24 protein-coding genes are annotated in these 24,942 nt (G+C 67.9%); 10 read left to right on the top strand and 14 right to left on the bottom strand.

Annotation, left to right across the window (positions count from 1 at the left end):
• The first annotated feature begins 114 nt into the window (after positions 1-114).
• From AC5P8F_RS16490 to AC5P8F_RS16480, 3 genes are all read left to right on the top strand, one after another.
• Positions 115-2,787 (top strand): polysaccharide deacetylase family protein, encoded by a 2,673-nt coding sequence (locus AC5P8F_RS16490; protein ID WP_032958459.1) that lies wholly within the window; start codon positions 115-117, stop codon positions 2,785-2,787.
• A 3-nt stretch (positions 2,788-2,790) separates the two neighbouring features.
• Positions 2,791-4,140: a tRNA uridine-5-carboxymethylaminomethyl(34) synthesis GTPase MnmE gene (gene mnmE, locus AC5P8F_RS16485; protein WP_111205865.1), complete on the top strand. Its 1,350-nt coding sequence runs from the start codon at positions 2,791-2,793 to the stop codon at positions 4,138-4,140.
• A 137-nt stretch (positions 4,141-4,277) separates the two neighbouring features.
• On the top strand, positions 4,278-5,384 hold the full coding sequence (locus AC5P8F_RS16480) for a glycerophosphodiester phosphodiesterase (protein WP_111205866.1): 1,107 nt from the start codon (positions 4,278-4,280) through the stop codon (positions 5,382-5,384).
• A 153-nt stretch (positions 5,385-5,537) separates the two neighbouring features.
• Here AC5P8F_RS16480 and AC5P8F_RS16475 read toward each other — a convergent pair whose 3' ends face one another.
• Both AC5P8F_RS16475 and AC5P8F_RS16470 read right to left on the bottom strand, forming a co-directional pair.
• Positions 5,538-6,308, bottom strand: coding sequence for a rhomboid family intramembrane serine protease (locus tag AC5P8F_RS16475; protein ID WP_049442540.1), 771 nt, complete (start codon positions 6,306-6,308; stop codon positions 5,538-5,540).
• A gap of 106 nt (positions 6,309-6,414) precedes the next feature.
• Positions 6,415-7,377 carry a TerC family protein gene (locus tag AC5P8F_RS16470; RefSeq protein WP_014648950.1) on the bottom strand — a complete coding sequence of 321 codons (963 nt, stop codon included), beginning with the start codon at positions 7,375-7,377 and terminating at the stop codon, positions 6,415-6,417.
• 386 nt (positions 7,378-7,763) lie between these two features.
• Between AC5P8F_RS16470 and AC5P8F_RS16465 the strand changes: the two genes are divergently transcribed.
• Together AC5P8F_RS16465 and AC5P8F_RS16460 are read left to right on the top strand one after the other, a co-directional pair.
• Positions 7,764-8,933 carry a class I SAM-dependent rRNA methyltransferase gene (locus tag AC5P8F_RS16465; protein ID WP_014648949.1) on the top strand — a complete coding sequence of 390 codons (1,170 nt, stop codon included), beginning with the start codon at positions 7,764-7,766 and terminating at the stop codon, positions 8,931-8,933.
• Positions 8,934-9,068: 135 nt separating this feature from the next.
• Complete coding sequence (locus AC5P8F_RS16460) at positions 9,069-10,310, top strand: dipeptidase (protein ID WP_495228602.1); 1,242 nt, start codon at positions 9,069-9,071, stop codon at positions 10,308-10,310.
• A 92-nt stretch (positions 10,311-10,402) separates the two neighbouring features.
• Here AC5P8F_RS16460 and AC5P8F_RS16455 read toward each other — a convergent pair whose 3' ends face one another.
• Both AC5P8F_RS16455 and AC5P8F_RS16450 read right to left on the bottom strand, forming a co-directional pair.
• A complete protein-coding gene (locus AC5P8F_RS16455; protein WP_329768340.1) occupies positions 10,403-11,830 on the bottom strand; it encodes an amino acid permease in 1,428 nt (475 codons plus the stop codon).
• Positions 11,831-12,005: 175 nt separating this feature from the next.
• Complete coding sequence (locus tag AC5P8F_RS16450; RefSeq protein WP_495228600.1) at positions 12,006-13,001, bottom strand: aldo/keto reductase; 996 nt, start codon at positions 12,999-13,001, stop codon at positions 12,006-12,008.
• A 120-nt stretch (positions 13,002-13,121) separates the two neighbouring features.
• On the opposite strand from AC5P8F_RS16450, the gene AC5P8F_RS16445 reads away from it, so the two are divergent.
• Entirely contained in the window at positions 13,122-14,024 is a 903-nt protein-coding gene (locus AC5P8F_RS16445) for a LysR family transcriptional regulator (protein ID WP_329768338.1), read from the top strand.
• A 23-nt stretch (positions 14,025-14,047) separates the two neighbouring features.
• On the opposite strand, the gene AC5P8F_RS16440 is transcribed toward AC5P8F_RS16445, so the two are convergent.
• From AC5P8F_RS16440 to AC5P8F_RS16430, 3 genes are read right to left on the bottom strand one after another with little or no spacing between them, the layout of a single operon-like run.
• Positions 14,048-14,485: a hypothetical protein gene (locus AC5P8F_RS16440; protein ID WP_014648944.1), complete on the bottom strand. Its 438-nt coding sequence runs from the start codon at positions 14,483-14,485 to the stop codon at positions 14,048-14,050.
• Complete coding sequence (gene leuE / locus AC5P8F_RS16435; RefSeq protein WP_495228597.1) at positions 14,482-15,111, bottom strand: leucine efflux protein LeuE; 630 nt, start codon at positions 15,109-15,111, stop codon at positions 14,482-14,484. Before leuE ends, AC5P8F_RS16440 begins: the two co-directional genes overlap by 4 nt.
• Before the next feature lie 15 nt (positions 15,112-15,126).
• A complete protein-coding gene (locus AC5P8F_RS16430; RefSeq protein WP_111205871.1) occupies positions 15,127-16,098 on the bottom strand; it encodes a LysR family transcriptional regulator in 972 nt (323 codons plus the stop codon).
• Between the two features lie 91 nt (positions 16,099-16,189).
• Here AC5P8F_RS16430 and AC5P8F_RS16425 point away from each other — a divergent pair, with 91 nt between their 5' ends.
• A complete protein-coding gene (locus AC5P8F_RS16425; protein ID WP_495228594.1) occupies positions 16,190-17,197 on the top strand; it encodes a zinc-binding alcohol dehydrogenase family protein in 1,008 nt (335 codons plus the stop codon).
• Between the two features lie 67 nt (positions 17,198-17,264).
• On the opposite strand, the gene AC5P8F_RS16420 is transcribed toward AC5P8F_RS16425, so the two are convergent.
• On the bottom strand, positions 17,265-17,870 hold the full coding sequence (locus AC5P8F_RS16420; RefSeq protein ID WP_126411548.1) for a glutathione S-transferase family protein: 606 nt from the start codon (positions 17,868-17,870) through the stop codon (positions 17,265-17,267).
• Positions 17,871-17,925: 55 nt separating this feature from the next.
• On the opposite strand from AC5P8F_RS16420, the gene AC5P8F_RS16415 reads away from it, so the two are divergent.
• The 3 genes from AC5P8F_RS16415 to AC5P8F_RS16405 all read left to right on the top strand — a co-directional run bounded on the left by AC5P8F_RS16415 (position 17,926) and on the right by AC5P8F_RS16405 (position 20,617).
• A complete protein-coding gene (locus AC5P8F_RS16415; protein ID WP_014648940.1) occupies positions 17,926-19,494 on the top strand; it encodes a DNA recombination protein RmuC in 1,569 nt (522 codons plus the stop codon).
• 61 nt (positions 19,495-19,555) lie between these two features.
• The gene (locus AC5P8F_RS16410) at positions 19,556-19,945 is read left to right on the top strand and encodes a hypothetical protein (RefSeq protein WP_041863989.1); all 390 of its coding nucleotides are present in this window, start codon (positions 19,556-19,558) and stop codon (positions 19,943-19,945) included.
• A 126-nt stretch (positions 19,946-20,071) separates the two neighbouring features.
• Complete coding sequence (locus AC5P8F_RS16405) at positions 20,072-20,617, top strand: glutathione peroxidase (protein ID WP_014648938.1); 546 nt, start codon at positions 20,072-20,074, stop codon at positions 20,615-20,617.
• A gap of 84 nt (positions 20,618-20,701) precedes the next feature.
• Here AC5P8F_RS16405 and AC5P8F_RS16400 read toward each other — a convergent pair whose 3' ends face one another.
• Genes AC5P8F_RS16400 through AC5P8F_RS16375 form a run of 6 tightly spaced genes read right to left on the bottom strand, consistent with a single transcriptional unit; the run spans position 20,702 to position 24,798 of the window.
• Positions 20,702-21,709, bottom strand: coding sequence for an MlaA family lipoprotein (locus AC5P8F_RS16400; RefSeq protein ID WP_481453843.1), 1,008 nt, complete (start codon positions 21,707-21,709; stop codon positions 20,702-20,704).
• Position 21,710: 1 nt separating this feature from the next.
• On the bottom strand, positions 21,711-22,022 hold the full coding sequence (locus AC5P8F_RS16395) for an STAS domain-containing protein (RefSeq protein ID WP_014648936.1): 312 nt from the start codon (positions 22,020-22,022) through the stop codon (positions 21,711-21,713).
• On the bottom strand, positions 22,012-22,680 hold the full coding sequence (locus AC5P8F_RS16390) for an MlaC/ttg2D family ABC transporter substrate-binding protein (RefSeq protein ID WP_495228590.1): 669 nt from the start codon (positions 22,678-22,680) through the stop codon (positions 22,012-22,014). The genes AC5P8F_RS16395 and AC5P8F_RS16390 overlap by 11 nt, the downstream gene beginning before the upstream one ends.
• Positions 22,677-23,201: an outer membrane lipid asymmetry maintenance protein MlaD gene (gene mlaD, locus AC5P8F_RS16385; RefSeq protein ID WP_014039020.1), complete on the bottom strand. Its 525-nt coding sequence runs from the start codon at positions 23,199-23,201 to the stop codon at positions 22,677-22,679. The genes AC5P8F_RS16390 and mlaD overlap by 4 nt, the downstream gene beginning before the upstream one ends.
• Positions 23,202-23,260: 59 nt before the next feature.
• Positions 23,261-24,010 (bottom strand): MlaE family lipid ABC transporter permease subunit, encoded by a 750-nt coding sequence (locus tag AC5P8F_RS16380; RefSeq protein WP_005414955.1) that lies wholly within the window; start codon positions 24,008-24,010, stop codon positions 23,261-23,263.
• Positions 24,010-24,798, bottom strand: coding sequence for an ABC transporter ATP-binding protein (locus AC5P8F_RS16375; RefSeq protein ID WP_111205879.1), 789 nt, complete (start codon positions 24,796-24,798; stop codon positions 24,010-24,012). Before AC5P8F_RS16375 ends, AC5P8F_RS16380 begins: the two co-directional genes overlap by 1 nt.
• Between the last annotated feature and the right edge of the window lie 144 nt (positions 24,799-24,942).

The following is a 24,942-nucleotide window of genomic DNA, read 5'->3' as shown; positions in this document are numbered from 1 at the left end:
CGGTAGAGCCGGCCGCTGGCCGGCTGACCCCAGCAAAAGCCCGCCGCAAGGCGGGCTTTTCGCATGCGGCGGTAGAATCGCCGGCACACCGTTCCTCCCACCTTCGAGTCCGCCATGCCGCGTGCGTCGTCGTTCCGCCTGTTCCTGCCCTCGCTGTTGTTGACCCTGGTTGTTGCCGGCTGCGGCGACAAGGACGCGAAGGCGCCGGCGACCACCGTCACCCAGCCAAGCGCGCAGGCCGCGGCCGCCGCCGATCCGGCCGCCGCGCCGTTGCTGGCGGCGCTGCAGAAGCAGCTCGACGGCTACCGCCGGATCATCGTGCTGCTGGCAGACGAGGAACAGCAATCGGCCGCCGACCGCGGCACCTCCACGCGTGTGGGCCAGCAGCTGTTCCACGATGGCCTGGAACAGCGCACGGCGATCGCCGCGCAGTTCGACACCCTGCTGCGCGGCTCCAGCCCGCAGCGCTTCGCCACCCTCGGCACCGTGCTGGACTACATCGAGTCGGCGCCGGAACTGTTCGACGCCGACCGCCTGGCCTTCCGCGAAGTGCTGCGTGATCTGCATGAGCGGGTCGGCACTGATTCGTCGCTGCCGGCGGTGAAGCTGCACCAGCGCATCGGCGAGGACCTGGAGGCACTTGACGAGATCGAGCGAAACTACAACCAGGAACTGACCCGCATCTTCAGCCGCTTCGAGCGCACCCGTGCCATCGAGCTGAAGCGTGAGAAGTGGGACGACTACATCGCCCACCTGCACAAGGACTACAGCCGCGAAGCGATCCTGCGCGACTACGGCGTGATCGAGCCCTACCCGATGTCGATGAAGGACAGCGACCGCGAGATCTTCGGCCGCGACCTGCCGGCCAAGACCGTGGTGCTGACCTTCGACGATGGCCCGCACAAGGCCTATACCGATGAAGTGGTGGCCATCCTCAAGCGCTACGACGTGCCGGGCGTGTTCTTTGAAGTGGGCCGCAACCTTGGCAAGGTCGAGGCCGATGGCAAGGTCAGCCTCGGCCCGATGGCGAAGATCAGCCGCAACCTGATGGAAGAGGGCTATGCGGTCGGCAACCACAGCCTGACCCACGCCCAGTTGTCGCGCACCACCGGTGACGCGCTGCGCCAGCAGGTGCTCGACACCGACACGCTGCTGAAGGATGTCGACAGCAAGCGCGCGCCGCTGTTCCGTTTCCCGTATGGCGCGCGCAATGCCGAAGGCCTGCAGCTGCTCAACGAGGCCGGGCTGAAGTCGATCATGTGGAACATCGACTCGATGGACTGGGCCGACCCGGTACCGGAATCGATCGTGCAGCGCGTGCTAGACCAGGTGAACAAGGAACAGCGCGGCATCATCCTGTTCCACGACATCCACGACCGGGCGGTGAAGGCGCTGCCGCAGATCCTCGACCGGCTGATCGCCGATGGTTACCAGTTCGCCGGCTGGAACGGCCGTGACTTCACCGTCGCCCGTGCGCGCAAGGGTGATGCCGGTGCCGCCACGGTCACCACCGGCTACGAGAAGTCCTGGGCGATCGTGGTCGGCATCGACAACTATGCCAAGTGGCCGAAGCTGGAGTACGCCAGCCACGACGCGCAGGCGGTGGCCGATACCCTGACCGGGCAGTTCGGCTTCCCGTCCTCGCAGGTGATCGTGCTGAAGAACGAGCAGGCGACCCGCAACAACATCCTCGCGGCCTTCCACGATCGCCTGGCCGATGACCGCACCGGCAAGAACGACCGCGTGTTCGTGTTCTTCGCCGGCCATGGCGCGACCCGCCAGCTCGCTTCCGGGCGCGACCTGGGCTACATCATTCCGGTCGATTCGGACCCGAAGGAATTCGCCACCGACGCCATCGCGATGACCGACATCCAGAACATTGCCGAGAGCATGCAGGCCAAGCATGTGATGTTCGTGATGGATGCCTGCTACAGCGGCCTGGGCCTGACCCGCGGTGGCCCGTCGTCGTCGTCGTTCCTGCGCGAGAACGCGCGTCGCAGCGCGCGGCAGATGCTGACCGCCGGTGGTGCCGACCAGCAGGTGGCCGATGCTGGCCCCAACGGCCATTCGGTGTTCACCTGGGTGCTGTTGCAGGCGCTGGCCGGCAAGGGCGACCTCAACGGCGACGGCCTGATCACCGGTACCGAGCTGGCCGCCTACGTGGCGCCGGCCGTATCGGCGGTCTCGCACCAGACCCCGGCCTTCGGCAGCCTGCCCGGTTCGCAGGGCGGCGAGTTCGTGTTCCAGGTGCCGGACAGCCAGGAATTCCTCAACGCCGATACGCGCCAGCTGACCGCCGATGCGATCGCGCTGAACAACAAGGTGGATGCGGCCAGCGAGGCCAAGGGCAGCCAAGCGCCGGTGACGGTGGCCGACCTGCAGGGTGGCAAGGCCAAGCTGGTGGTGCCCACCGCTGGCCCGGCGTCAGACCGCCAGCGCGCGCAGCAGGCCAACGACCGCGGCCTGCAGCTGTACCGCGAGAAGCAGTACGACGAGGCAGCCGCGCAGTTCGCCGAAGCGCTGAAGCTGCGTCCTGATTTCGCCCAGGCCGCCAACAACCTCGGCTTCGTCTACTACCGCCAGCAGCGCTATGCAGAAGCCGCGCGCTGGCTGGAGAACACGCTGAAGATTGACCCGTCGCGCGCGGTGGCCCATCTGAACCTGGGCGATGCCTACTTCAACGCCGGCGACAAGGCCAAGGCGAAGCAGGCCTACACCACCTACCTGGCGCTGCAGCCGCAGGGCAGTGGCGCGGCCCAGGCGCGCGCGCAGCTGGAGAAGCTCTGAGCCATGAACGACGCGATCCGCACCGACACCATCGTGGCCATCGCCAGCGCCCCCGGCGCCGGCGGTGTCGGCCTGTTGCGCCTGTCCGGTCCGCGCGCTGCGGCGATTGCCAATGCGCTGGGGGCGCCTGCACTGCGCCCGCGCCACGCGCACTACGCGCGCCTGCGTGATGCCGACGGCGAGGTCATCGACGATGGCATCGTGCTGTGGTTCCCGGCACCGAACAGTTTCACCGGCGAAGAGGTGGTGGAACTGCAGGGCCATGGCAGCCCGGTGCTGCTGCAGCAGCTGGTCGCGCGCTGCATCGCGCTCGGTGCGCGCCAGGCGCGGCCGGGTGAGTTCAGCGAACGGGCGTTCCTCAACGGCAAGCTGGACCTGGCCCAGGCCGAGGCCATCGCCGACCTGATCGCCGCGGGCGACAACCGTGCCGCACGCGCGGCGCGTCGTTCACTGGATGGCGTGTTCTCGCGCCGCATCGATGCGGTGGTCGAGCAGCTGGTGCTGCTGCGCATCCACGTGGAAGCGGCCATCGACTTCGCCGACGAACCGCTGGATACCCTCGGTGGCGCGCAGGTGCGGCGTGGGCTGGAACAGGCGCGCAGCGATCTGGCCATTCTGCGCCGCGATGCCGAACGCGGCCGTCGCCTGCGCGATGGCCTGCACGCGGTGCTGATCGGTCCGCCGAATGCGGGCAAGAGTTCACTGCTCAACGCGCTGGCCGGCAGCGAACGCGCCATCGTCACCGACATCGCCGGCACCACCCGCGACACCCTGCGCGAAACCATCCGCCTGGATGGCCTGGAGCTGACCCTGGTCGACACCGCCGGCCTGCGCGACGGCGGCGACGCCATCGAACGCGAAGGCATGCGCCGCGCCCACGTGGAAATCGAGCGCACCGACCTGGCGCTGATCGTGCTGGATGCGCGCGATCCGGCGGCCGGTGAAGCGGCGCTGGGCGAGGCCGTGGCGACGGTACCGCACAAGGTCTACATCCACAACAAGTCGGATCTGCTGGCGGCGTTGCCGTCGCTGGCTGATCCGGATCGGGTGTTCGTTTCGGCCGCCACCGGCGCCGGGCTCGACGACCTGCATGCGCGCCTGCGTTCGATTGCTTCGGCCGGTGCCGGTGAGCAGGTGGACGGCGAGTTCTCCGCGCGCACGCGCCACGTGGATGCGATTGAACGCGCGCAGGAACATGCGCAGCGCGCCGATGGCGAGCTGGCGCACGAGCACCTGGAGCTGGCCGCCGAGGAACTGCGGCTGGCCCACGATGCGCTGGGTGAGATCACCGGGCAGATGAGTGCCGATGATCTGCTGGGGAGGATCTTCTCCAGTTTCTGCATCGGCAAGTAACTGTAGAGCCGAGCCCATGCTCGGCTGTTCTACCCGTCAGCCGAGCATGGGCTCGGCTCTACAGGGACTGGCTTCCCCCACCTGTCACATTGCCGCCGCATACTGACGCCCATCACATACCGCTTGGGGAAGTCGCAGTGAAGTCGTGGGGTTGTGCGTTGCTGTTGTCGCTGGCCGTGGCACCATCGGTGGCCATGAGTGCTGAATCCTCCACCCCGGCCGTGCCCAAGGTGTCGGTCTACGGCCATCGCGGGGCAAGCGCCCTGCTGCCCGAGCACACCCTGGCCTCGTATGCGCAGGCCATCGCCGATGGCGCCGACTACATCGAACCGGACCTGGTGATGACCCGGGACGGGGTGATGGTGGCCCGCCACGAGAACGAGATCGGCGGCACCACCGACGTCGCCTCGCATCCGGAGTTCGCCAGCCGCCGCACCCGCAAGGTGATCGATGGGCAGCAGGTCGAGGGCTGGTTCACCGAGGACTTCACCCTGGCCGAGCTGAAGACCCTGTACGCCCGTGAGCGCCTGCCGGAACTGCGCAGCACCGCCTACGACGGCCAGTTCCGCATCGCCAGCCTGGACGAGATCCTGGCCTTCCTGGTGCAGCAGGCCGGGCGCGCCAACCGTGGCATCGGCCTCGTGCCGGAGATCAAGCACCCGACCTATTTCCAGTCCATCGGCCTGCCGATGGAAGACAAACTGCTGGCCGCGCTGCGTGGCAACGCGTACACCAATGTCGGCCCGGTCACGATCCAGTCGTTCGAGACCGCCAACCTGCGCTACCTGCATGGCAAGATCGGCCGGGGCAGCAACATCCGCCTGCTGCAGCTGCTGTGGAAGGGCGATACCCAGCCGGCCGACATCGCCAAGGCCGGCGGCACGCTGACCTACGCACAGATGATGACCCCGGCCGGGCTGAAGGACATCGCCGCCTACGCCGATGGCATCGGCCCCGAGCTGCGCTCGATCATTCCGCTGGATGCCAAGGGCGCGCTGGGCACGCCGACCGCGCTGGTACGAGATGCGCACGCGGCCGGCCTGATGGTGATTCCGTACACCTTCCGCCCGGAGAACCATTTCCAGCCCAGCAACCTGCGCAAGGGCGCCGACAACGCGCGCAACGTCGAAGGCTCGATCGCCGAGATGCGCGCCTACCTGGCGACCGGCATCGATGCCTTCTTCACCGATGATCCGGCGCTGGGCCGGCAGGCGGTGGATGGGATGGGCACAGCGGGGAACTGAGCGATCAACGCGCCGGGCATGGCCCGGCGCTACCCGGGGGCCGGTGTGCTCTGGTAGGTGCCAACCTTGGTTGGCACGCAACAACCGCGCCGACCAAGGTCGGCCACTACCGGTTCATGAGGTTGCCGGCCAGCGGCCGGCACGACCGTCCCCTCAACCGCGCGGCTCGTCCGGCCGGCGGAACGGGATCACCACGTAGTCCTGGCCCTCGCGCGGCTGCCACAGCACCGGCACGCGCTGCGGTGACGGCGGCTCCAGCTCGTCGTCGGCCAGCGGCTCGGCCTCGTCTTCTTCGTCTTCCCAGCTGTAGCGCTGGCGCGGCGGCAGCGGATCGGCGTTGCGGAACAGCAGCGCCGCGATGATGCCGGCGAAGGCGCCGCCCATGTGCGACTGCCAGGACACGCCATCGGCATGCGGCAGGATGGTCATCAGCATGCCGCCATAGAACAGCATGCCGATCAGGCCGGTGGCGATTGCCGCACGGTCGCGGCGCAGCAGGCCGAGGCTGGCCAGCAGGAACATCAGGCCATGGGTCACGCCACTGGCACCCAGGTGCACGCTGCCCGGATTGCCCAGCATCCACGCGCCGAGGCCTGAACCCAGCCACAGCAGGGGCAGGGCGCGCACGGTGGCTTTGGGATACACACTGCCGGCCAGGGTGCCGAGGATCAGGATGGCGATGCTGTTGGCGGCGATGTGCTCGACCGAGGCATGCAGCATCGGGCCGCCGATCAGGCCGAGCAGGCCCTTGGCTTCCAGTGGCGCAACCGCCCACGGTCGCCAGTCGAACGTGCCCTGCAGGGCGAACACGGCCACCAGCACCAGCACGGCCGCCAGGCTGACATTGAACGCCCGCAGGATGCGCGAGCGGTCATTGCGGGGGGGCGGCACGTCGCCGGCGGGCAGGGGCGTGTTGTTGTCCATACCTCAGCAATGGCGGTGGCTGGCGCGAAACCAAGGCCACTGTTGCGGGAGAGTGGGTGCGGCCGGCGGGACAATCCCGCCGGCCGCGTCTTCCCACCGCTCAGGCTCAGGCGTGGCCCGAGCCTTCCTTCGGCGGGTACTTCAGGCTCAGCACCACGGTGGCGGCGATGATCACCGCGACCACGCCCAGCGACACCGGGGTCGGGATCTTGAACAGGTCGATGATCATCATCTTGATGCCGATGAAGGCCAACACCAGCGCCAGGCCGTACGGCAGCAGGTGGAAGCGGTCGGCCATGCCGGCCAGCAGGAAGAACATCGCACGCAGGCCCAGCACCGCGAACACGTTGGAGGTGAGCACGATGAACGGGTCGGTGGTGATCGCGAAGATCGCCGGGATGCTGTCCACGGCGAAGATCACGTCGGTGACCGCGATCAGGATCAGCACCGCGAACAGCGGGGTGAACCAGCGCACGCCATCGCGCTTCACGCTCAGCGCATTGCCGGCGTAGTCCGGCAGCAGGCGCAGGTGCTTGCGCATCCAGCGCAGGGCGGGGTTGGTTTCCAGATCCGGTTCCTGGCCGGCGGCGAACCACATCTTCCAGCCGGTGAACAGCAGGAAGGCGCCGAACACGTAGAGCAGCCAATGGAACTGGCTGATCAGCACGCTGCCGGCGAAGATCATGATCGTACGCAGCACGATCGCACCCAGGATGCCGATGATCAGCACCTTCTGGCGCTGCTCCTCCGGTACTGCGAAGTAGCTCATGATCATCAGGAACACAAAGATGTTGTCGACCGCCAGCGCCTTCTCGACCAGGTAGCCGGTCAGGAATTCGAGGCCGACCTTGTTGGCCACCACCTGGCCGGCGGTCTCATTCAGGTAGTACCAGAGGCCGGCGTTGAACAACAGGGCCAGCGCGACCCAGCCGATCGACCACCACAGGGCTTCCTTGAAGGTGACCTTGTGCGGTCCACCATGGCGCATCAACACGAGGTCGACCAGCAGGGCGATGACCACCACCGCTGCGAAGCCGCCCCACAACCACACGTTACCGATCGTCTGCATTGGGAATGTCCGTTGGAAAGATGAATGCCAGGCCGGACGGCGAGGATCTGCAACGGAGGATCGGGAGGGGGATCCAGGGACAGAGCTTCGCCAGTACGGCGAAGGTCTCGCTCGCAGTTCCAGTCGGCTGGAACTGCCGTTGCACCGGAGCCTGCGGGCTCGAAATGACGGCGACAACGTCTGGGAGCTACTCCCCTTCTGGCGCCGATTCTGCCGTCTGGCTGGGCGGACGTCAAATGGGGGACGAGGGGTCGGATCCCCGTAGGGGCTCTGACCCCATTCCCGAGCCCGTTCCGGCCTGGTGGGTGCCAACCTTGGTTGGCACGCCGGCGGGGGTCAGAGCCCCTTCGGGGATCTGACCCCGGCGCCCGGTTTACAATGGGTGGATGAATACCCCCCTTCCGATTGTCCGCCTCAAGAATGCGTGGCGCTCCAGCCACCCGTGGATCTTCCAGAAACTGGTCGAGAAGCCGACCGTCCGGCCCAAGCCCGGTTCCATCGTCGACGTGGTCGGCATTGATGGCGAGTTCGTTGGCCGCGGGTTCTACAACGGGCATTCGCGTATTGCCGTGCGCATCCTTGAGACCGACCAGAACGTGCCGGTGGATGCCGGCTGGTTCTCGCGCAAGATCGCCCAGGCGGTGTCGCTGCGCCGTGAGGTGCTCAAGCTCGACGCGGTCTCCGACGCCTGGCGCGTGGTGCACAGCGAAGGCGACGGCCTGTCCGGCCTGGTGGTGGATCGCTACGGCGACCTGGTGGTGGTCGAATTCTTCGCCGCCGGCATGTTCCGCCACCGCGAGTGGATCTACGACGCCCTGCGCGAGCAGTTCCCGGGTTGCCGCTTCCACAGCTTCGCCGATGAGCACGTGCAGAAACAGGAAAGCTTCGATTTCCACGGCAATACCACCACCGAAGCGTCGGTGATCACCGAGTACGGCATCAAGTTCCGCGCCGACCCGGCCGGTGCGCACAAGACCGGCTTCTTCGCCGACCAGCGCGAGAACCGCGAGTGGCTGAGCCAGCAGGTGGAAGGCAAGCGCGTGCTGGACCTGTGCTGCAACACCGGCGGTTTTGCGGTGTACGCGGCGGCGCGAGGCGCCTCGGAAGTGGTCGGCATCGACATCGATGAAGACGTCATCCAGATCGCCAAGGGCAATTCGCGCCTGAACAACGTGCGCCCGAAGTTCGTCCAGTCCGACATCTTCCCGTGGCTGCGTGATGCGGCCAATCGTGGCGAGCAGTACGACGTGGTGATCCTGGACCCGGCGAAGATGACCCGCGACCGCGACCAGGTCATCACTGCGCTGAAGAAGTACCTGGACATGAACAAGCTGGCGCTGGGCGTGGTCAAGCCGGGCGGCCTGTTCGCCACGTTCTCCTGCACCGGCCTGGTGGCCGAGGACCAGTTCCTCGACATGCTGCGCCGCGCGGCGTATTTCTCCGGCCGCACGATCCAGATCCTGAAGGTGGCCGGCGCCGGTCCGGACCACCCGTTCATGGCCCACGTGCAGGAATCGCGTTACCTGAAGGCCGTGTTCTGCCGCGTGGTGGACTGACCGCGTCACTGCCGATCTCTGTAGAGCCGAGCCCACGCTCGGCTGATCTGTCTGGCAGCCGAGCATGGGCTCGGCTCTACAAAAAGGCCGGGTGCGGCGCTATGGTCGGGCTCTTCCCAATGCCGGTGAGAGCCCATGCCATCGTTGCGCCACCTGTCCGTCGTGCTCGCCGTGGCGCTGTGCGCGCCGCTTTCGGCTCACGCCATCGAGTTCAGCGCCGAGGAACTGGCCCGTGCCAAGGCGCTGCAGCAGCGCCTGGTCACGCTCGACAGCCACCTGGATACGCCGGCAAATTTCGGCCGGACCGGCTTCGACATCGAGCAGCGCCACGACCGCAACGCGCTTTCGCAGGTGGACTACCCGCGCATGGTCGAAGGTGCGCTCGATGGTGGTTTCTGGGCGATCTACACCGACCAGGGCGATCGCAGCGCAGCGGCCCACCTGGTCGAGCGTGACCACGGCCTGCAGCGACTGCTGGAAATCCGCGAGATGCTGGCGGCCAATCCCGCGCGCTTCGCGCTGGCACTGACCGCCGATGATGCTGCGCGGATCAAGGCCACCGGCAAGCGCGTGGTCTACATCAGCATGGAAAACGCCAGCCCGCTGGTGGAAGACCCGAGCCTGCTCTCGTTCTACCATCGCGCCGGCCTGCGCCTGCTCAGCACCGTGCACTTCGCCAACAACGAGTTCGCCGATTCGGCCACCGACCCCAAGGGCGCGGAGTGGAAGGGCCTGAGCCCGGCCGGCAAGGAGCTGGTGCGGCAGGCAGTGAAGCTGGGCATCGTGATCGACCAGTCGCATGCCTCGGACGCGGTGTTCGACGACCTGCTGGCGATGATGCCGGTGCCCTTCGTGCTGTCGCACAGCTCGGCCAAGGCGGTGTACGACCACCCGCGCAATCTTGATGACGCGCGGCTGCGCAAGCTGGCCAAGGCCGGCGGCGTGATCCAGGTGAACGCCTATGGCGGCTACCTGATCGACACGGCGAAGACACCCGAGCGCACGCAGGCCGAAGAAGCGCTGAGCAGGCAGCTGGGCGGCTGGGAAGGGATGGGCATCGAGCAGGGCGTGGCCCTGCTGAAAGCCGAACAGGCACTGGACCATGAACACCCCGTGCGGCATGCCAGCCTGGACGACTTCTTCGCCCACTTCGAGCACATCCTCAAGGTGGTTGGCCCCGAGCACGTGGGCATCGGCCTGGACTGGGATGGCGGCGGTGGCCTGAGTGACCTGCCCGATGTCAGCCAGCTGCCGAAGATCACCGCCTGGCTGCTGCGCAAGGGCTATACCGAGCAGCAGATTGCCGGCATCTGGGGCGGCAACCTGCTGCGGGTGATGCGCCAGGCGCAGGATTACGCCGCAAAGCAGGGCGGTTGACCGCCCTGCGGTGGTGCCGGCCAGCGGCCGGCATTGCCCCTATCAACAGGATTCGGGTTGCCGGCCAGCGGCCGGCACGACCGGTGATCGGTCTATTTCGCGATCAGCGCATGGCGTCGGCTGTACAGCAGGTACAGCACCAGGCCGGCCACGTTCCACAACAGGAAGTACAGCTGGGTGGTGTGCGGCAGGCTGATGAACAGGTAGATGCAACCCAGCGCGGCCAGCGGGCCAACCACGAAAGCAGCCGGCGTACGGAAGCTGCGCTCGCGGTCCGGCTCGCGCAGGCGCAGCACCACCAGGCAGACGCCCACTGCAGTGAACGCGGCCAGGGTACCGGCATTGGCCAGCGCGGCGATCTCGTCCAGGCGGGCCACGCCGGCCAGCGCCGACACCACCACCGCAGTGAACAGTGTGGTCGCCACCGGCGTGCCGGTACGCGCGTTGACCTTGGATAGGCCACGCGGCAGCAGGCCGTCGCGGCTCATCACGAAGAAGATGCGGCTCTGGCCGTACAGGAAGGCCAGCAGCACGGTCGGCAGCGCGATGATCGCAATCACGCCGATCACCATCGCCGCTGTCGGATGGCCCAGCTGGCGCATGATCAGCGCCAGCGGCTCGGCGCTGTGCCCGAACACGGCGTAGCTCATCGCACCCACTGCGGCCAGCGCCACCAGCACGTAGACAATGGTGCAGCCGATCATCGAACCGATGATGCCGATCGACAGGTCACGGCCCGGGTTCTTGGTCTCCTCCGCAGCAGTGGAGATCGCATCGAAGCCGTAGAAGGCGAAGAAGATGATCGCCGCTGCCGCCATCACGCCGTGCTCGACGCCATCGGGGCCCATCGACTTGGCAAAGCCATACGGCATGAACGGCTGCAGGTTGGCGCTGTCGAACGCAGGCAGGGCCACGGCCACGAAGATCGCCAGCGCGATCAGCTTGAACACCACCAGGATGGCATTGAGCGTGGCGCTTTCCTTGGTCCCGGCCATCAGCATGCCGGCCACCAGCCAGGTGATGATGATCGCCGGCAGGTTGATCATGCCGCCTTCCACGTGCGGGCCGGCTGCCAGCCAGGCCGGCAGGTGCACGTTCCAGCCGAACTGGGTGTGGACCCATTCGAGGAAGCCGACGAAGTAGCCGGACCAGCCCACCGCCACCGTACTCACCACCAGCGAGTACTCCAGGATCAGGCTCCAGCCCACCACCCAGGCGAACACCTCGCCCAGCGCACTGTAGCTGTAGGTGTAGGCGCTGCCGGCGGCCGGCATCATCGTCGACAGCTCGGCATAGGACAGCGCCGCACAGGCGCAGACCGCACCGGCGATGGCGAAGGAGATCAGCACGGCCGGGCCGGCCAGATTGGCACCGACGCCGATCAGCGTGTAGATGCCGGTGCCGACGATGGCACCGATGCCCAGTGCGATCAGGTGCGGCCAGCTGAGCGTCGGGATCAGGCGCCTGCCGGCTTCGTGGACGGTGACGGAATCTAGGGACTTGCGCCGGAACAGGGACATGCAGGCCTCGGAAGGGGTGACTAAGAACGACAAGTTCCCGAGTGTGACCGAACGCAGCGCAGCATTACCACTGACGGGGGTCATGCATGGCGGGGCACGCGCTGCGCCCCGGCCAGGCTGCCGGAATCGGCACAATCCGGCGGCAGCCACCGGTGTACGTTCGTCCCGGCCCCCGCTAGGACTCGATGTTGGCCATGCCGCTGACCGAATAACGTTCGCCGGCCGCGGCATGCAGCGGGAAGGCCGCATCCAATGCGTCCAGCGTGGCCGCATCCAGTTCCACCTGCAGTGCAGCGAGGTTCTCGTCCAGCCGTGCCCGCCGCGTCGTGCCCGGGATCGGCACGATGTGCCCGCCGCGCGACAGCACCCAGGCCAGCGCCAGCTGCGAGGCAGCGATGCCGCGCTCGGCGGCCAGCGCCTGCACGGTGTCCACCAATGCCAGGTTGCGCTGGAAGTTTTCGCCTTCGAAGCGGGGCGAGGTGCGCCGGTAATCGTCGGCGTCGAAGTCGTCCGGGCTGCGGATGGCACCGGTCAGGAAGCCACGGCCCAGCGGCGAATACGGCACGAAGCCGATGCCCAGCTCCGCCGTGGTGGCCAGCACTCCGTTCTGCTCCGGCTTGCGCGACCACAGCGAGTACTCGCTCTGCACCGCCGTGATCGGGTGCACCGCATGGGCGCGGCGGAGGGTGACCGCCGAGGCCTCGGACAGGCCCAGCCAGCGCACCTTGCCCTGTTCCACCAGGCGTGCCATGGCACCCACGGTGTCCTCGATCGGCACGGTCGGGTCGACGCGGTGCTGGTAGTACAGGTCGATGTGGTCCACGCCCAGGCGACGCAGGCTGGCCTCGCAGGCGGCCTGCACATAGTCCGGGTGGCCGTTGATCTGCCGCGCCTTCGGGTCAGCCGGGTCCAGGCCGATGCCGAACTTGCTGGCCAGGAACACCTGGTTGCGGCGGCCGGCAATCGCGCGACCGACCAGCACCTCGTTGGTGTGCGGGCCATACACATCGGCGGTGTCGAGCAGGGTCACGCCACGGTCCAGCGCGTGCCGGATGACGGCAATGCCGTCATCGTCACTGCCGCGGCCGCCGTAGTACGCGCTCATGCCCATGCACCCCAGGCCGAGGGCGGACACGGTGGGGCCGGCGGGGCCGAGAGTACGGGTCTTCATGCGGATCTCCTTGGGGAAGGCGCCACGTCTGGATGGGCAGTGGCGAGGGCACAGCATCCTCCACGCCATCATGTGGATAAACTGCGTGTCACCGGACTTACCTTGAAGGCTGCCTTCACAATGGATGCCTCCGTCCCGCTCACTGCTGTGGTCGCTTTCGTCCACGTGGCCGAGCACGCCAGCTTTACCCGCGCCGCCGATGCCCTGGGTGTGTCGACCTCGGCGCTGTCGCAAAGCGTGCGCGCGCTGGAAGCGCGGATGGGCGTGCGGCTGCTGCAGCGGACCACGCGGCGGGTCAACCTGACCGAGCACGGCGCGCGTTTCCTGCAGCGCGTGCGCGGCGGCCTGGACCAGATCGACCAGGCATTTGCCGAACTGGACAGCGCGCGCTCGGTGCCTGCCGGGCGGCTGCGCGTGACCCTGCCGCGCATCGTCGCCGATCGCATGGTGCTGCCGCGGCTGCCCGACTTCCTTGCGCGTTACCCGCAGGTGCAGGTGGAACTGTGCGTCGACCCCGCGCTGACCGATCTGGTGGCCGAGGGCTTCGACGCCGGCATCCGCCTGGGCGAATCACTCGCACAGGGCATGATCGCGGTGCCGGTCGGGCCACCCGAGCGGCAGGTGGTGGTAGCCACGCCGGCCTATTTCGAACGCCATGGCGTGCCGCAGACCCCGCATGACCTGCAGGGCCACGCCTGCATCGTGCACCGGCTGGCCAACGGCCGGCTGATGCCCTGGGAATTCAGCCGCGAAGGCCACGACCTGGACGTGGAAGTGAGCGGACGGCTGGTGTTCAACGATGCCGGCGTCGCCCATCGCGCCGTGCTGGCGGGGCTGGGCATGGCCCAGGGCTTCGCCTCGCTGATGGCCGACGACATCGCCGCCGGGCGACTGCAGAGCGTGCTGCAGGACTGGCAACCGCCATTCCCCGGCTTCCACCTCTACTACCCCGCGCGTGAGCAGATGGCGCCCAAGCTGCGGGTGTTCATCGACCACCTGCGCGCGGAGATGCACGACCGGTAGATGCCAACCTTGGTTGGCATGCTTCAATCGACCACGCGCGCCGCTACGCCTCCCGGCCAGTGGCAGCCATCCTCCTGCCACGCCTGGCTGTCATCGTGGAAGGTGGTGCGACGGCCATCACGGGCGCGTTCGTAGCTCAGATCCAGTACCAGCGCGCCCTGCGTGCTCAGCAGGTAGCGGCCGTTGAGGCGCCCGTCGATGCGCTCTTCCCACACGCTGTCGAACTGGTACGGGCGATCTTCGGCCAGCACCGTGGTCTCCATCGAGATCCGGTGCAGGGGCAGGCGCTCGCGCTGGCCGGCGTAACGCACGTCGGCCCGGCCGTCTTCCAGCCAGCGCCATTCCAGGTGGATGTTGTCGTTGCGACCGCCCGTCAGGCAGCGATGGTCCTGCACGGTGCCGGCAGAGGCGGCACCGGCCAGCAGCAGGGTCATGCCGAGCAGTGGCAGCCGCCCGTTCATCCGTTCAGCCCCAGGCGGATGCCGAACCCCACCAGGAACAGGCCGGCCACGCGACGCAGCGCATCGCTGATCCGCGGGTGCTGGATCAACCGGCGGCGGGCCAGGTTGCCCACGCCGATCAGCATCGAGCAGTAGGCGATACTGACCACCAGGATGATGCCGGCCAGCGCGGCGAAGGTGGCGATGCCCTGGTGCGCCTTCGGATCGATGAACAACGGCAGGAAGGCCATGTAGAACAGGATCGCCTTCGGGTTGAGCAGGCTGACCAGGATCGCCTGCTGGAAGTAGCGGCCGGGTTGCATGCGGATCGGGTCGGCGTCGCCGCCCTCGTGCTTGGGCGTGCGCAGCAGGCTGATGCCGACCCACACCAGGTAGGCCGCGCCGAGGTACTGCACGGCGTGGAATACCAGAGGATTGGCCTTCAGCAGTGCGGCCACGCCGGCCAGCGCCAGCCACATCAGGATCTGGTCGCCGACCAGCAGGCCGGCCAGTGCGGTGTAGCCGCCGCGCACGCCGCCACGGCCGGTGGCAGTCAGCAGCGTGAAGGTACCGGGACCGGGCAGGGCGAGAAACACCAGCACGGCGACCAGAAACGTCCACAGGTCCTGGATGCCCATCCACGGCATGGCGGTGCTCTTCTGTTACGGGGGGCCGCCATTGTCGGCCAGCGCTGCGGCGGGCGACAGGGGGCCGGTGGGGCCAACCGGCATCCCGGACAGCAGCGGTTGCAGATGCTGGCGCAGCTGCGCGTGCAGCTGCCGCACGGCGGGTGAGAACTGCTTGCGATGCGGGCACACCAGCTGCAGCGGGATGCTGCTGCCAACGCCGTCCAGCAGCACCTGCAGGCGCCCGGCCAGCACATCCTCGCGCAGGTCCAGCCAGGACTTGTAGGTGATGCCTTCGCCGGCCACGGCCCAGCGCCGCACCACGTCGGCGTCGTCGCAGACCAGCGGGCCGCGTACCGGAACCACGCTGCGGCGCCCGTCCACCTCGAACGACCAGCGATCGTAGGCGCGGCCATTGAGTTGATAGACCAGGCAGTCGTGCTCGCGCAGATCCTCCAGGCGCGTGGGCGGGCCACGCCGCTGCAGGTAGCCGGGCGAGGCGGCCAGCACGCGCCGGTTGCCTTCCAGCAGGGGCAGGGCTACGTAGTTGGCGTCATCGAAGTGGCCGATGCGGATGGCCACGTCGACCGGTTCGCGGAACACGTCGGCGACCTCGTCGGACAGGCGCAGGTGCAGGCGCAGCCGCGGGTGCGCGGCGCGGAACGCGCTCAGCCAGGGCAACAGCAGGTTGCGGCCGAAGTCCGACGGCGCCGACAGCTGCAGGATGCCGTGCAGCTCGGTGTCCTCGCCCTGCACGCGGGCCTGGCCTTCGCGCAGGGTGGCCAGCACCTCCTGCGCATACGGCAGGTAGAGCGCGCCCTCGCCGGTCAGGCGCAGGCTGCGGGTCGTGCGCACGAACAGGCGCAGGTCCAGCTCGCGCTCCAGCCGTGCCACCGCCGCAGCGACCTGCCCGGGCAGCAGGTCGGCCTCGCGGGCGGCCTGCGAGAAGCTGCCCAGCGCGGCAGTGCGGACGAACAGCTGCAGATCGTCGATGCGGATCATCTTCATCGCCAGAGTGAAAGTGCTGCCCGATTCTGCGCCTTTCCGAGGGAGCGCGCGCGGCGCAACCTGTCGCCTCCTTCCCCACTGGACCGCTGCCATGCGCGCCATTGCCTATACCCACGCCGGCCTGCCGATCGATGATGCCCGGGCCCTGATCGACATCGAACTGGAGCTGCCGCAGCCCGGCCCCCGCGACCTGCGCGTGGCGGTACGCGCGGTGGCGGTGAACCCGGTCGACACCAAGGTCCGCCGCGGCGTGGCCACCGATGGCCCGCGCGTACTGGGCTGGGACGCGGTCGGCATCGTCGACGCGGTGGGCAGCGAGGTGACCCTGTTCCAGCCCGGCGACGCGGTCTACTACGCCGGCGTCATCGACCGCCCGGGCAGCAATGCCGAGTACCAGCTGGTGGACGAGCGCAGCGTCGGGCGCAAGCCGGCCAGCCTCGATGATGCCGCCGCCGCGGCGCTGCCATTGACTGCAATCACCGCCTGGGAGCTGCTGTTCGACCGCCTGCGCATCCCCGAGGGTGGTGGCGAGGGCCAGACCCTGCTGGTGATCGGTGCTGCCGGTGGTGTCGGTTCGATCCTGGTGCAGCTGGCGCGGAAGCTGACCAGGCTGACCGTGATCGGCACCGCCTCGCGTCCGGATACCCAGGACTGGGCATACGCAATGGGCGCGCACCACGTGATCGACCACCGCCTGCCGCTGGCCGAGGGACTGGCGCGGCTCGGCATCAGCGAAGTGCAGCATGTGGCCAGCCTGACCCACTCCGACCAGTACTACGCGCAGATCGTGGAACTGCTGGCGCCGCAGGGCCAGCTGGGGCTGATCGATGATCCTGGCCAGGTGGACGTGATGGCGCTCAAGCGCAAGGCGTTGTCACTGCACTGGGAGTCGATGTTCACCCGGCCGCTGTACCGCACCGCCGACATGCAGCGCCAGCACGACCTGCTGGACCGTGTGGCCGAGCTGATCGACACGGGCGTGCTGCAGACCACGCTGGGCGAGCACTTCGGGCGCATCGACGCGGCCAACCTGCGGCGCGCCCACGCGCTGCTGGAGAGCCACCGCGCCAAGGGCAAGATCGTGCTGGAAGGCTGGTAAGGCCGGATCGTTCCCGCACCCTTGGGGTCAGATCCCTTTGCCCCGGGAAAGGGATCCGACCCCTGCCTCAGGCCACGCCGTTGTCGACGTGGGTGGTGAAACCCGGCTGCTGTCGCAGGCGCTCGAACCACGCCGCGAGGTGTGGCAGCACGGGCTTGTTGCCGGGCGTGCTGCGCCAGCGTTGGGTCGACAGCCCGAGCACGATGTCGGCCAGAGTGAAGGTGTTGCCCGCCACGTAGCCGTCGGTAGTGGCCAGCTGTGCATCAAGGACAGCCATCAGCCGGTTCCACTGCGCCAGGCTGGCTGCGGCGCGGGCGTCATCCGGGTAGTCCGGGTGCTGGCGCACGCGCGCCATGAACACGTGCCGCCAGGCACTGTTGAGGTCGCTGGCCTGCCAGTCCATCCATTGTTCGACCCGCGCACGATCCTGTGCCGCGCGGGGCAGCAGGTCATCACGGCCAGCGCGTACGGCCAGGTAGCGGCAGATGCTGTTGGATTCCCACAGCACGAAGTCGCCATCGCGCAGCACCGGCACCTGCCGGTTCGGGTTCAGTGTGGCCAGCAGGTCCGCCGGCGGCGCTGGCTCGTGGTGAAGTGGCAGGTCGAGCCCGACGCACAGCCACAGCACCTTGCGCACGTTGATGGAGGTGGGCTTTCCGTACAGAGCGAGCATGGGGGCTTCCGGGGCAGACCGACCCAGCCTAGCGCAGCGGGGCTAAACTGATCGCATGAATATCGAAGTCCTCATGATCCTGGCAGTGGTCCTGCTGCTGGCGACCCTGGTCGCGCTGGTGCTGCTGTGGCGTCGCAGTGCTGGCGGTGCACCCTCCGACGAACTGCAGCGGCTGCTGGACAGCGAACGCGAACAGCATCGCCTCGCCCTGGTCGATGCCGGCCAGCTGCGCGGCCGCCTCGATGCGCTGAGCGCTGAACTGGAGAACGAACGGAGCCGCAGCCAGCAGCACGCACAGGCCGTCACTACGCTGACCGCCCGGGTGGAGCGCGAAGCAGCGCTGTCGGCCAGTCGCGAAGCACAGCTGGCCGAACGTGAAGCGGCCCTGGCGCAGGCGCGCGCTGCCGTTGCCGAGACCAGCAGCGAGCTGCAGCAGGCGCAGCAGCGCTACCAGCAGTTGCACGGTGAACATGCCCGCGCGGTGGCCAATCTGCAGCACTCCGAACGGGCCAGTGCCGAACTGCGCAGCTATCTTGATACCGCCAAGGAAAAGCTGTCGGGCGCCTTCGCCGAACTGGCGGGCAAGGTGTTCGACGAACGCGGACAGCAGTTCGAGAAGAACGTGCGGCAGGCGACAGTGCAGTCACGCGCGGACATCGAGGGGCTGCTCAAGCCGTTCGCCGACAAGCTGGGCGATTTCCGCACCCGCGTCGATACGCTGTATGGCGAGGAAGCGCGGCAACGCGCCAGCCTGCTGGGTGCGGTGGGCGAACTGAAGACGCTCAACCAGGACATGGCGGCGCAGGCATCGGCGCTGACGAATGCGCTGAAGGGCAATGCCAAGGTCCGCGGCGACTGGGGCGAGCTGATGCTCGACAACGTACTGCGCGGATCGGGGCTGGAAGAGGGCGTGCACTACCAGCGTCAGAAGCATGCCGTGGATGACGAAGGTGCGCGCCTGCGACCGGACGTGGTGGTGCAGTTCCCCGACGAACGCAGCGTGGTGATCGACAGCAAGGTGAACCTGATCGCCTGGCAGGAAGCCATGAATGCCACTACCCCGGAGCAGTCGGAAGACGCGTTGCGCAGGCACGCGGTTGCGCTGCGCCAGCACGTTAAGGACTTGGGCGAGAAGAATTATCCGAAGGCGTTGGGCAGCGAGACGCTGGACATCACCATCGCCTTCGTTCCCATCGAGGGTGCCTTGTCAGCCGCACTGGGCGCCGATGGCAGCCTGCAGGCGTTCGCCTTCGACAACCGCGTGGTGTTCGCCTCGCCCAACACCCTGATGGCGCTGCTGCGCGTGGCCGAGCGCCTGTGGACGCGCGACAAGGTGCAGAAGCAGGCGCTGAAGATCAGCGAGGCCGGCGGTCTGGTGCTGGACGCCCTGACCGGGTTCCTGCAGGACTTCACCGCCATGGGCAAGAAGCTGGACGATGCCGGCAAGGCCTACGCCGATGCGCGCAATCGCCTGATCGATTCGCCGCAGTCGGCCATCAGCCGCGCCCGTCGGCTTGCCGAACTGGGCAGCAAGGCCAAGCGCGCGCTGCCCCCGGAGCTGACCCCGGACCCGATGCAGCAGCTGGGCGCGCCGGAGGACGACGAGGACGGCAATGCGGGTTGACACGTCCCGTGCACCTGCGCCTAGCTATGCTGGGCACCCTGAGTCCGTGGCGGGTATCGACATGCGCTTGCGCTCCTGTGCCGTTCTTGTCCTGGCTGCGTTGCTGGCTGCGTGCAGCAGCACGCCCCCGGTCGCCGACACGACTACGGCCGCTCCTGCGCCGGAAGCCAGCGAGGCCTACCGCGAAGCACGTGACGTCGACTGCCAAGCCGCTGGCGGCACGCTGCAGCGGCTCGGCCGCCTGCAGCGCGAGCAGTGCGTGATTCCCTATGCGGACGCCGGCAAGGCCTGCAGCCGCAAGAGCGACTGCACGGGCCAGTGCCTGGCCGGAGCCGAGGTGGCCGCCGGCAGTGCCGCCACCGGTACCTGCCAGCGTGATGTGCGCCAGAACTTCGGGTGCCGCCAGCGCATCGATGATGGCAAGGCGCAGGGCACGATCTGCGTGGACTGAATCCTGCCTGTAGAGCCGAGCCCAGGCTCGGCTGCCATACCATCAGCCGAGCATGGGCTCGGCTCTACAACAGCGCGCGCGGCGCTATGCTGGTGGGCCATTCCCCGCCGTAGCCGGAGCCCCCGCGTGAGCACCCCGATCCAGGACATTCCCCTCACCACCATCGACGGCCAGCCGTCCTCGCTTGCCGACTACCAGGGCAAGGTGCTGCTGCTGGTCAACGTCGCCTCCAAGTGCGGCCTGACCCCGCAGTACGAAGGCCTGCAGGCGCTGTATGCGGAAAAGCACGCGCAGGGCCTGGAAGTGCTGGGCTTCCCCGCCAACAACTTCCTTGGCCAGGAGCCGGGCAGCGAGGCCGAGATCCAGCAGTTCTGCCAGCTCACCTACGATGTCAGTTTCCCGATGTTCTCCAAGATCAGCGTGGCTGGCGAGGACACCCACCCGCTGTACCAGCAGCTGACCGCCGCGCAGCCGCAGTCGATCGGCGAAGGCCCGCTGCGTGAGCGCCTGGCCAGCAAGGAGATCCCGATCCATCCGGCACCGGCGGTGCTGTGGAACTTCGAGAAGTTCCTGGTCGGCCGTGATGGCAAGGTCGTCGCACGCTTTGCCCCGGACGTGGCCGCCGATGACGCGCGCCTGCGCGAGGCCATCGAGGCCGCGCTGGCGGCCTGAGCACGGCGTGCCAACCAGGGTTGGCACCCACCGGAAAAGAAAAACCCCGCCGAGGCGGGGTTTTTCATGCACCGTCGCGCGGCCTCAGTGGGTCCACTGCGGCATCGGCATCGCATCGACGGGGATCGGCGAATTGGCATCGTCATGGCCGCGGTCGCGCTTGCTGCGCAGATCGTTCTCGATCTGGTAGTTGCGGCGCTGCATCCAGGCATCGCGGACCAGGGCGTATTCGTCCACTGCGGTGTCGCGCAGATCGTCGATCGCCAGCAGCTGTGCGCGGGTGTCGACCAGCTGCAGGCCCTGCAGGCCGATGCGGATCTTGTCTTCCTCGACGCGCCGGATCGGCGACAACGGGATGTCACCGGCCAGGCCGAACACGTCGCGTACGGTACGCGGGCCGAAGAACGGCAGTTCCACGTAGCGCGAACGACGCCAGCCCCAGGCACCCAGGGTCTGGCCGAAGTCTTCATTGCGACGCGGCACCATCGCCTTGCTGGCTGGATCGAACAGGCCACCGATGCCCAGCGTGCTGTTCATCAGGAAGCGGCCGAGGCTGTCCCACGCATCGGCACCACGGCCCTGCAGCAGCTGGTTGGTGATGGTCACCGGCGCACGCAGGTTGCTGAAGAAGTTGCTGACGCCGGTGCGCGCGAAGCGCGGCACCACATGGGCATAGGCGGTGGCCAGCGGGCGCGCCACGCCGCGGTCGACCGCATTGTTGAAGGTGTGCACCTTGCGGTTGAACGGTTCCCACGGATCGTAGGCCGCCGCGTTGCCGGTGTTGCCGGTACCACCATAGAGGGCGTCGAAATCATCGTCGCCGGCGGCGGTGGACGCTGCGGCCTTCGGTGGGCTGGCCTCTGCGCCCTGCGGCGCAGCCGTCGGCGCTGAAGCGGTGGGCGCGGCAGGGTTGGCCACGGAGGCGACCGGAGCAGCGTCGACCCCGCCGGTATCGGCCGTTGCGGCCGGAGCAGCAGGGCCGGGCGCAACCACGGTGCTGGCGACCGGTGCATCGCTGCGCGCGGGCTTGCCGGCACAGGCGGTCAGGGCGGTGGCCAGGAGGATCAGGGGGAAAGTGCGTACGACGTTCATGTCAGCTCGCAGCAGAAGTAGCGTTGAAATCCAGGTCGGGCGACAGCCGATAGGCTGCGCTCAGCTCGTTGAAGCCGGCGGGCGCGCCGGAAATGGCCAGCGCATGGCCCGCCTTGCGTGCACGGGCCGCCAGCTCGGCCAGCAGCGCCAGGCCGGCGCTGTCCACGCGCTCGACCTCACCCAGCTCCAGCCGCGCCAGCTTGGCCGGCAGGGCCTGCAGCTGCGGCCACAGTGCGATCACCGCGGCACGGTCAAGCACCCCGCGCAGGCGCAGGGTGTCGCCTTCCAGCAGCGCAAGTGCGTTACTTGCCATTGCCCGCGGGCCCGGCCTGCATGCTGCCGCTGTGCAGCTCGCTGGCCACCTGCTTGATGCCCTTCTGGCGCAGCGGGGTATCGAACTGGTTGCGGAAGGTCTGCACGTAGGAGATGCCTTCGATGTTGACGTCGAAGATCTTCCACTGACCGTTCACGTTGCGCATCCAGTATTCGACCGGGGTCGGTTCGTTGCCGGCGCGCACCAGTTCGGTGCTCACGCGCACGCCACGGTTGCCCGGCAGCGGGCTTTCACCCTTCAGGCGGAAGCTCGGCTTGCCCTGGATGTTGAGCAGGGTCGAACCGTAGCGCTGCATCAGGCTGTCGGCCATGGCATCGGCGAACAGCTTGATGTCGGCATCCGAGGCGCCGCGGGCGTGCGGGCCCAGCACCAGGCGCGCGGCATAGTCGCGATCGAAGGTGCGGTTCAGTTCGCTGTCGATGTAGCTGCGCAGGCTGGCCGGGTTGCTGCTGAACTCGCTGCGGCGCTGCTGCAGGGTGGTGAGGATGCGCGTGCTGGCATCGATCACCACCTTGCCGGCCTGGCCCTGCGCCGCGGCAGCGGCGGGGGCGGCAGCGGTGGCCTGGGCCTGGGCGAGGAATGGAGTAGCCGCCAGCAGCGCCGAGGCGAGCAGGGCCGGGATCAGTTTCATCTTCATGGTTGCGGTTCCGTTGCAGGCGCCTGCGCGCCATCGTTGGGCTTCTGGCCTGCGCCACCACCGGCGCCGCCACTGAACATGTACTTGCCGACCAGCTGGATCAGGTCCACCGCCGGCTGGGTGAAGACGATCTCGTCACCGGCCTTGAGCACGTCCGGGTCACCGCCCGGCTGCAGACCGATATAGCTCTCGCCGAGCAAACCACTGGTGAAGATGCCGGCCGAGGTGTCCGCCGGCAGGTCCTTGACCTTGCTGTCCATGCGCAGGGTCACGATGGATTCGAACTTCACCGGATCCAGGTCGATCGAGGCGACCTGGCCGACGGTGACGCCGCCGATCTTCACCGGCGCCTGCTTGCGCAGCTGGCCGACCTGGGAGAAACGCGCCTTCAGCTCGTAGCCCTGGCTGCCCCAGCTCCAGCGCTGGTTGGTCGAGGCCACGGCCAGCACCATCAGCGAGGCCAGGGCCAGCAGCAGGAAGGCGCCGACGGAGAATTCGAGTCTGGGACCGCGGATGGCCATGTGGATTACCTGATCGAGTCGTGGTGGCCGCGCGCGCCTGCGCACCGCCGGTGGAGGGGTTAGGTGAACAACATTGCCGACAGCACGAAGTTGAACATCAGTACCAGCAGCGAGGCGTTGACCACCGCACGGGTGGTCGCCACCGAGGTGCCCTCGATGGTCGGCTCGGCGTGGAAACCAACGTAGGCGGCGACCAGCGCGGCGGTGCCGCCGAAGATCGCCGACTTCAGCATCGCCACGCCGAAGTCATCCCAGAAATCGACGCTGTTGCGCAGCGCCGACCAGAACACGCCATTGTCCAGGCCCAGCACGTGTACCGCTTCGAAGTAGCTGGCACTGATCGCCAGCGAACAGAAGATGCCGGTCAGCAGGGGTACGGTCAGCACCGCCGCCCAGAAGCGCGGCGCCACGGCCTTGGCCACCGGGTCGATCGCCATCAGCTCCAGTGCCTTGATCTGGTCGGTGGCGCGCATCAGGCCCAGTTCGGCGGCGATCGAGCTGCCGGCGCGGCCGATGAACAGCAGCGCGGTCAGCACCGGTGCCAGTTCGCGGTACAGCGACAGGCCGAGCAGGGTCGACAGCGCGTCGGCCGCACCGAAGGTGGTCAGCGTGCGGTAGCCCTGCAGGGTCAGCACCAGGCCGACGAAGGCGCCACCGACGGCGATGATCGGCAGCGAGCGCGCGCCGATCTTGTAGATCTCGCGGGTCAGTTCGGCCAGGAAATCACGGGTCGGCAGCGAACCACGCAGCACGGTCAGCGAGAACAGGCCGGCGCGGCCGAGCGAGCGGGTGGCTTGGACGAACGGCATCAGGCGACCCTCGCGCGCGGTGCGGCATCGAACGGGATGGGGCCATCAGGCTGGCCGTGCAGGAACTGCCGCAGCAACGGGTCCTGGCTGGACTGCAGCGCCTCGGGCGTGCCCTGGAACACGATGCCGCCATTGGCGATGGCGATCACCTGGTCGCAGATCGGCAGGGTCTCGTGCACGTGGTGGCTGACGATGATGCTGGTCAGGCCCAGGCTGTGGTTGAGGCGCTGGATCAGGCTCATGATCACGCCAGAGGCGATCGGGTCCAGCCCGGTCAGTGGCTCGTCGTAGATCATCAGCGGCGGGTCCAGCGCCAGCGCGCGGGCCAGCGCGACGCGGCGCGCCATGCCACCGGACAGCTCGCGCGGCCAGGCATCGGCAGCGGCCAGCAGGCCCACCGCATGCAGCTTCATTTCCACAAGGCGGCGCAGCACGGCGGTCGGCAGGCCGGTATGCGTGCGCAGCGGCAGCGCGACGTTTTCGGCCACAGTGAGGTCGGTCAGCAGGCCGTTGCCCTGCAGCAGTACCCCCACACTCTTGCGCATTTCCAGCAGCGCGCCGCTGTCCTGCGGAATCGGCTTGCCGAACAGGGTGACCTCGCCAGCCACCGGGCGCAGTTCGCCGGTCAGTGCCGCCAGCAGGGTCGACTTGCCGCTGCCGGACGGACCCAGCACGGCCGTGATGCTGCCCTTGGGCACCTGCAGCGACACGTCGCGCAGGATCGTGCGCCCGCTCCGGTCGATGCGGACGTTGGATAACTGCACCAGACTGGAGGTGGAAGCCGACATGGGCACCATTAACGTTTTTTAGACATCGAAGGATCGGGCCCGTCGGCTGAACATAAGCAGACTGGACGGTCCAGTATTGTGGCACGGCAAGATCCCTGCCAGGCCGGGATAATCGGCCGGCAGCCCGGAACAATCCGTACCGGC

This window comes from Stenotrophomonas sp. YJH_SMC_69, assembly GCF_059370495.1.
Note: the sequence above shows the minus strand (reverse complement) of the source record. Positions and strands in the feature narration are given on the sequence as shown.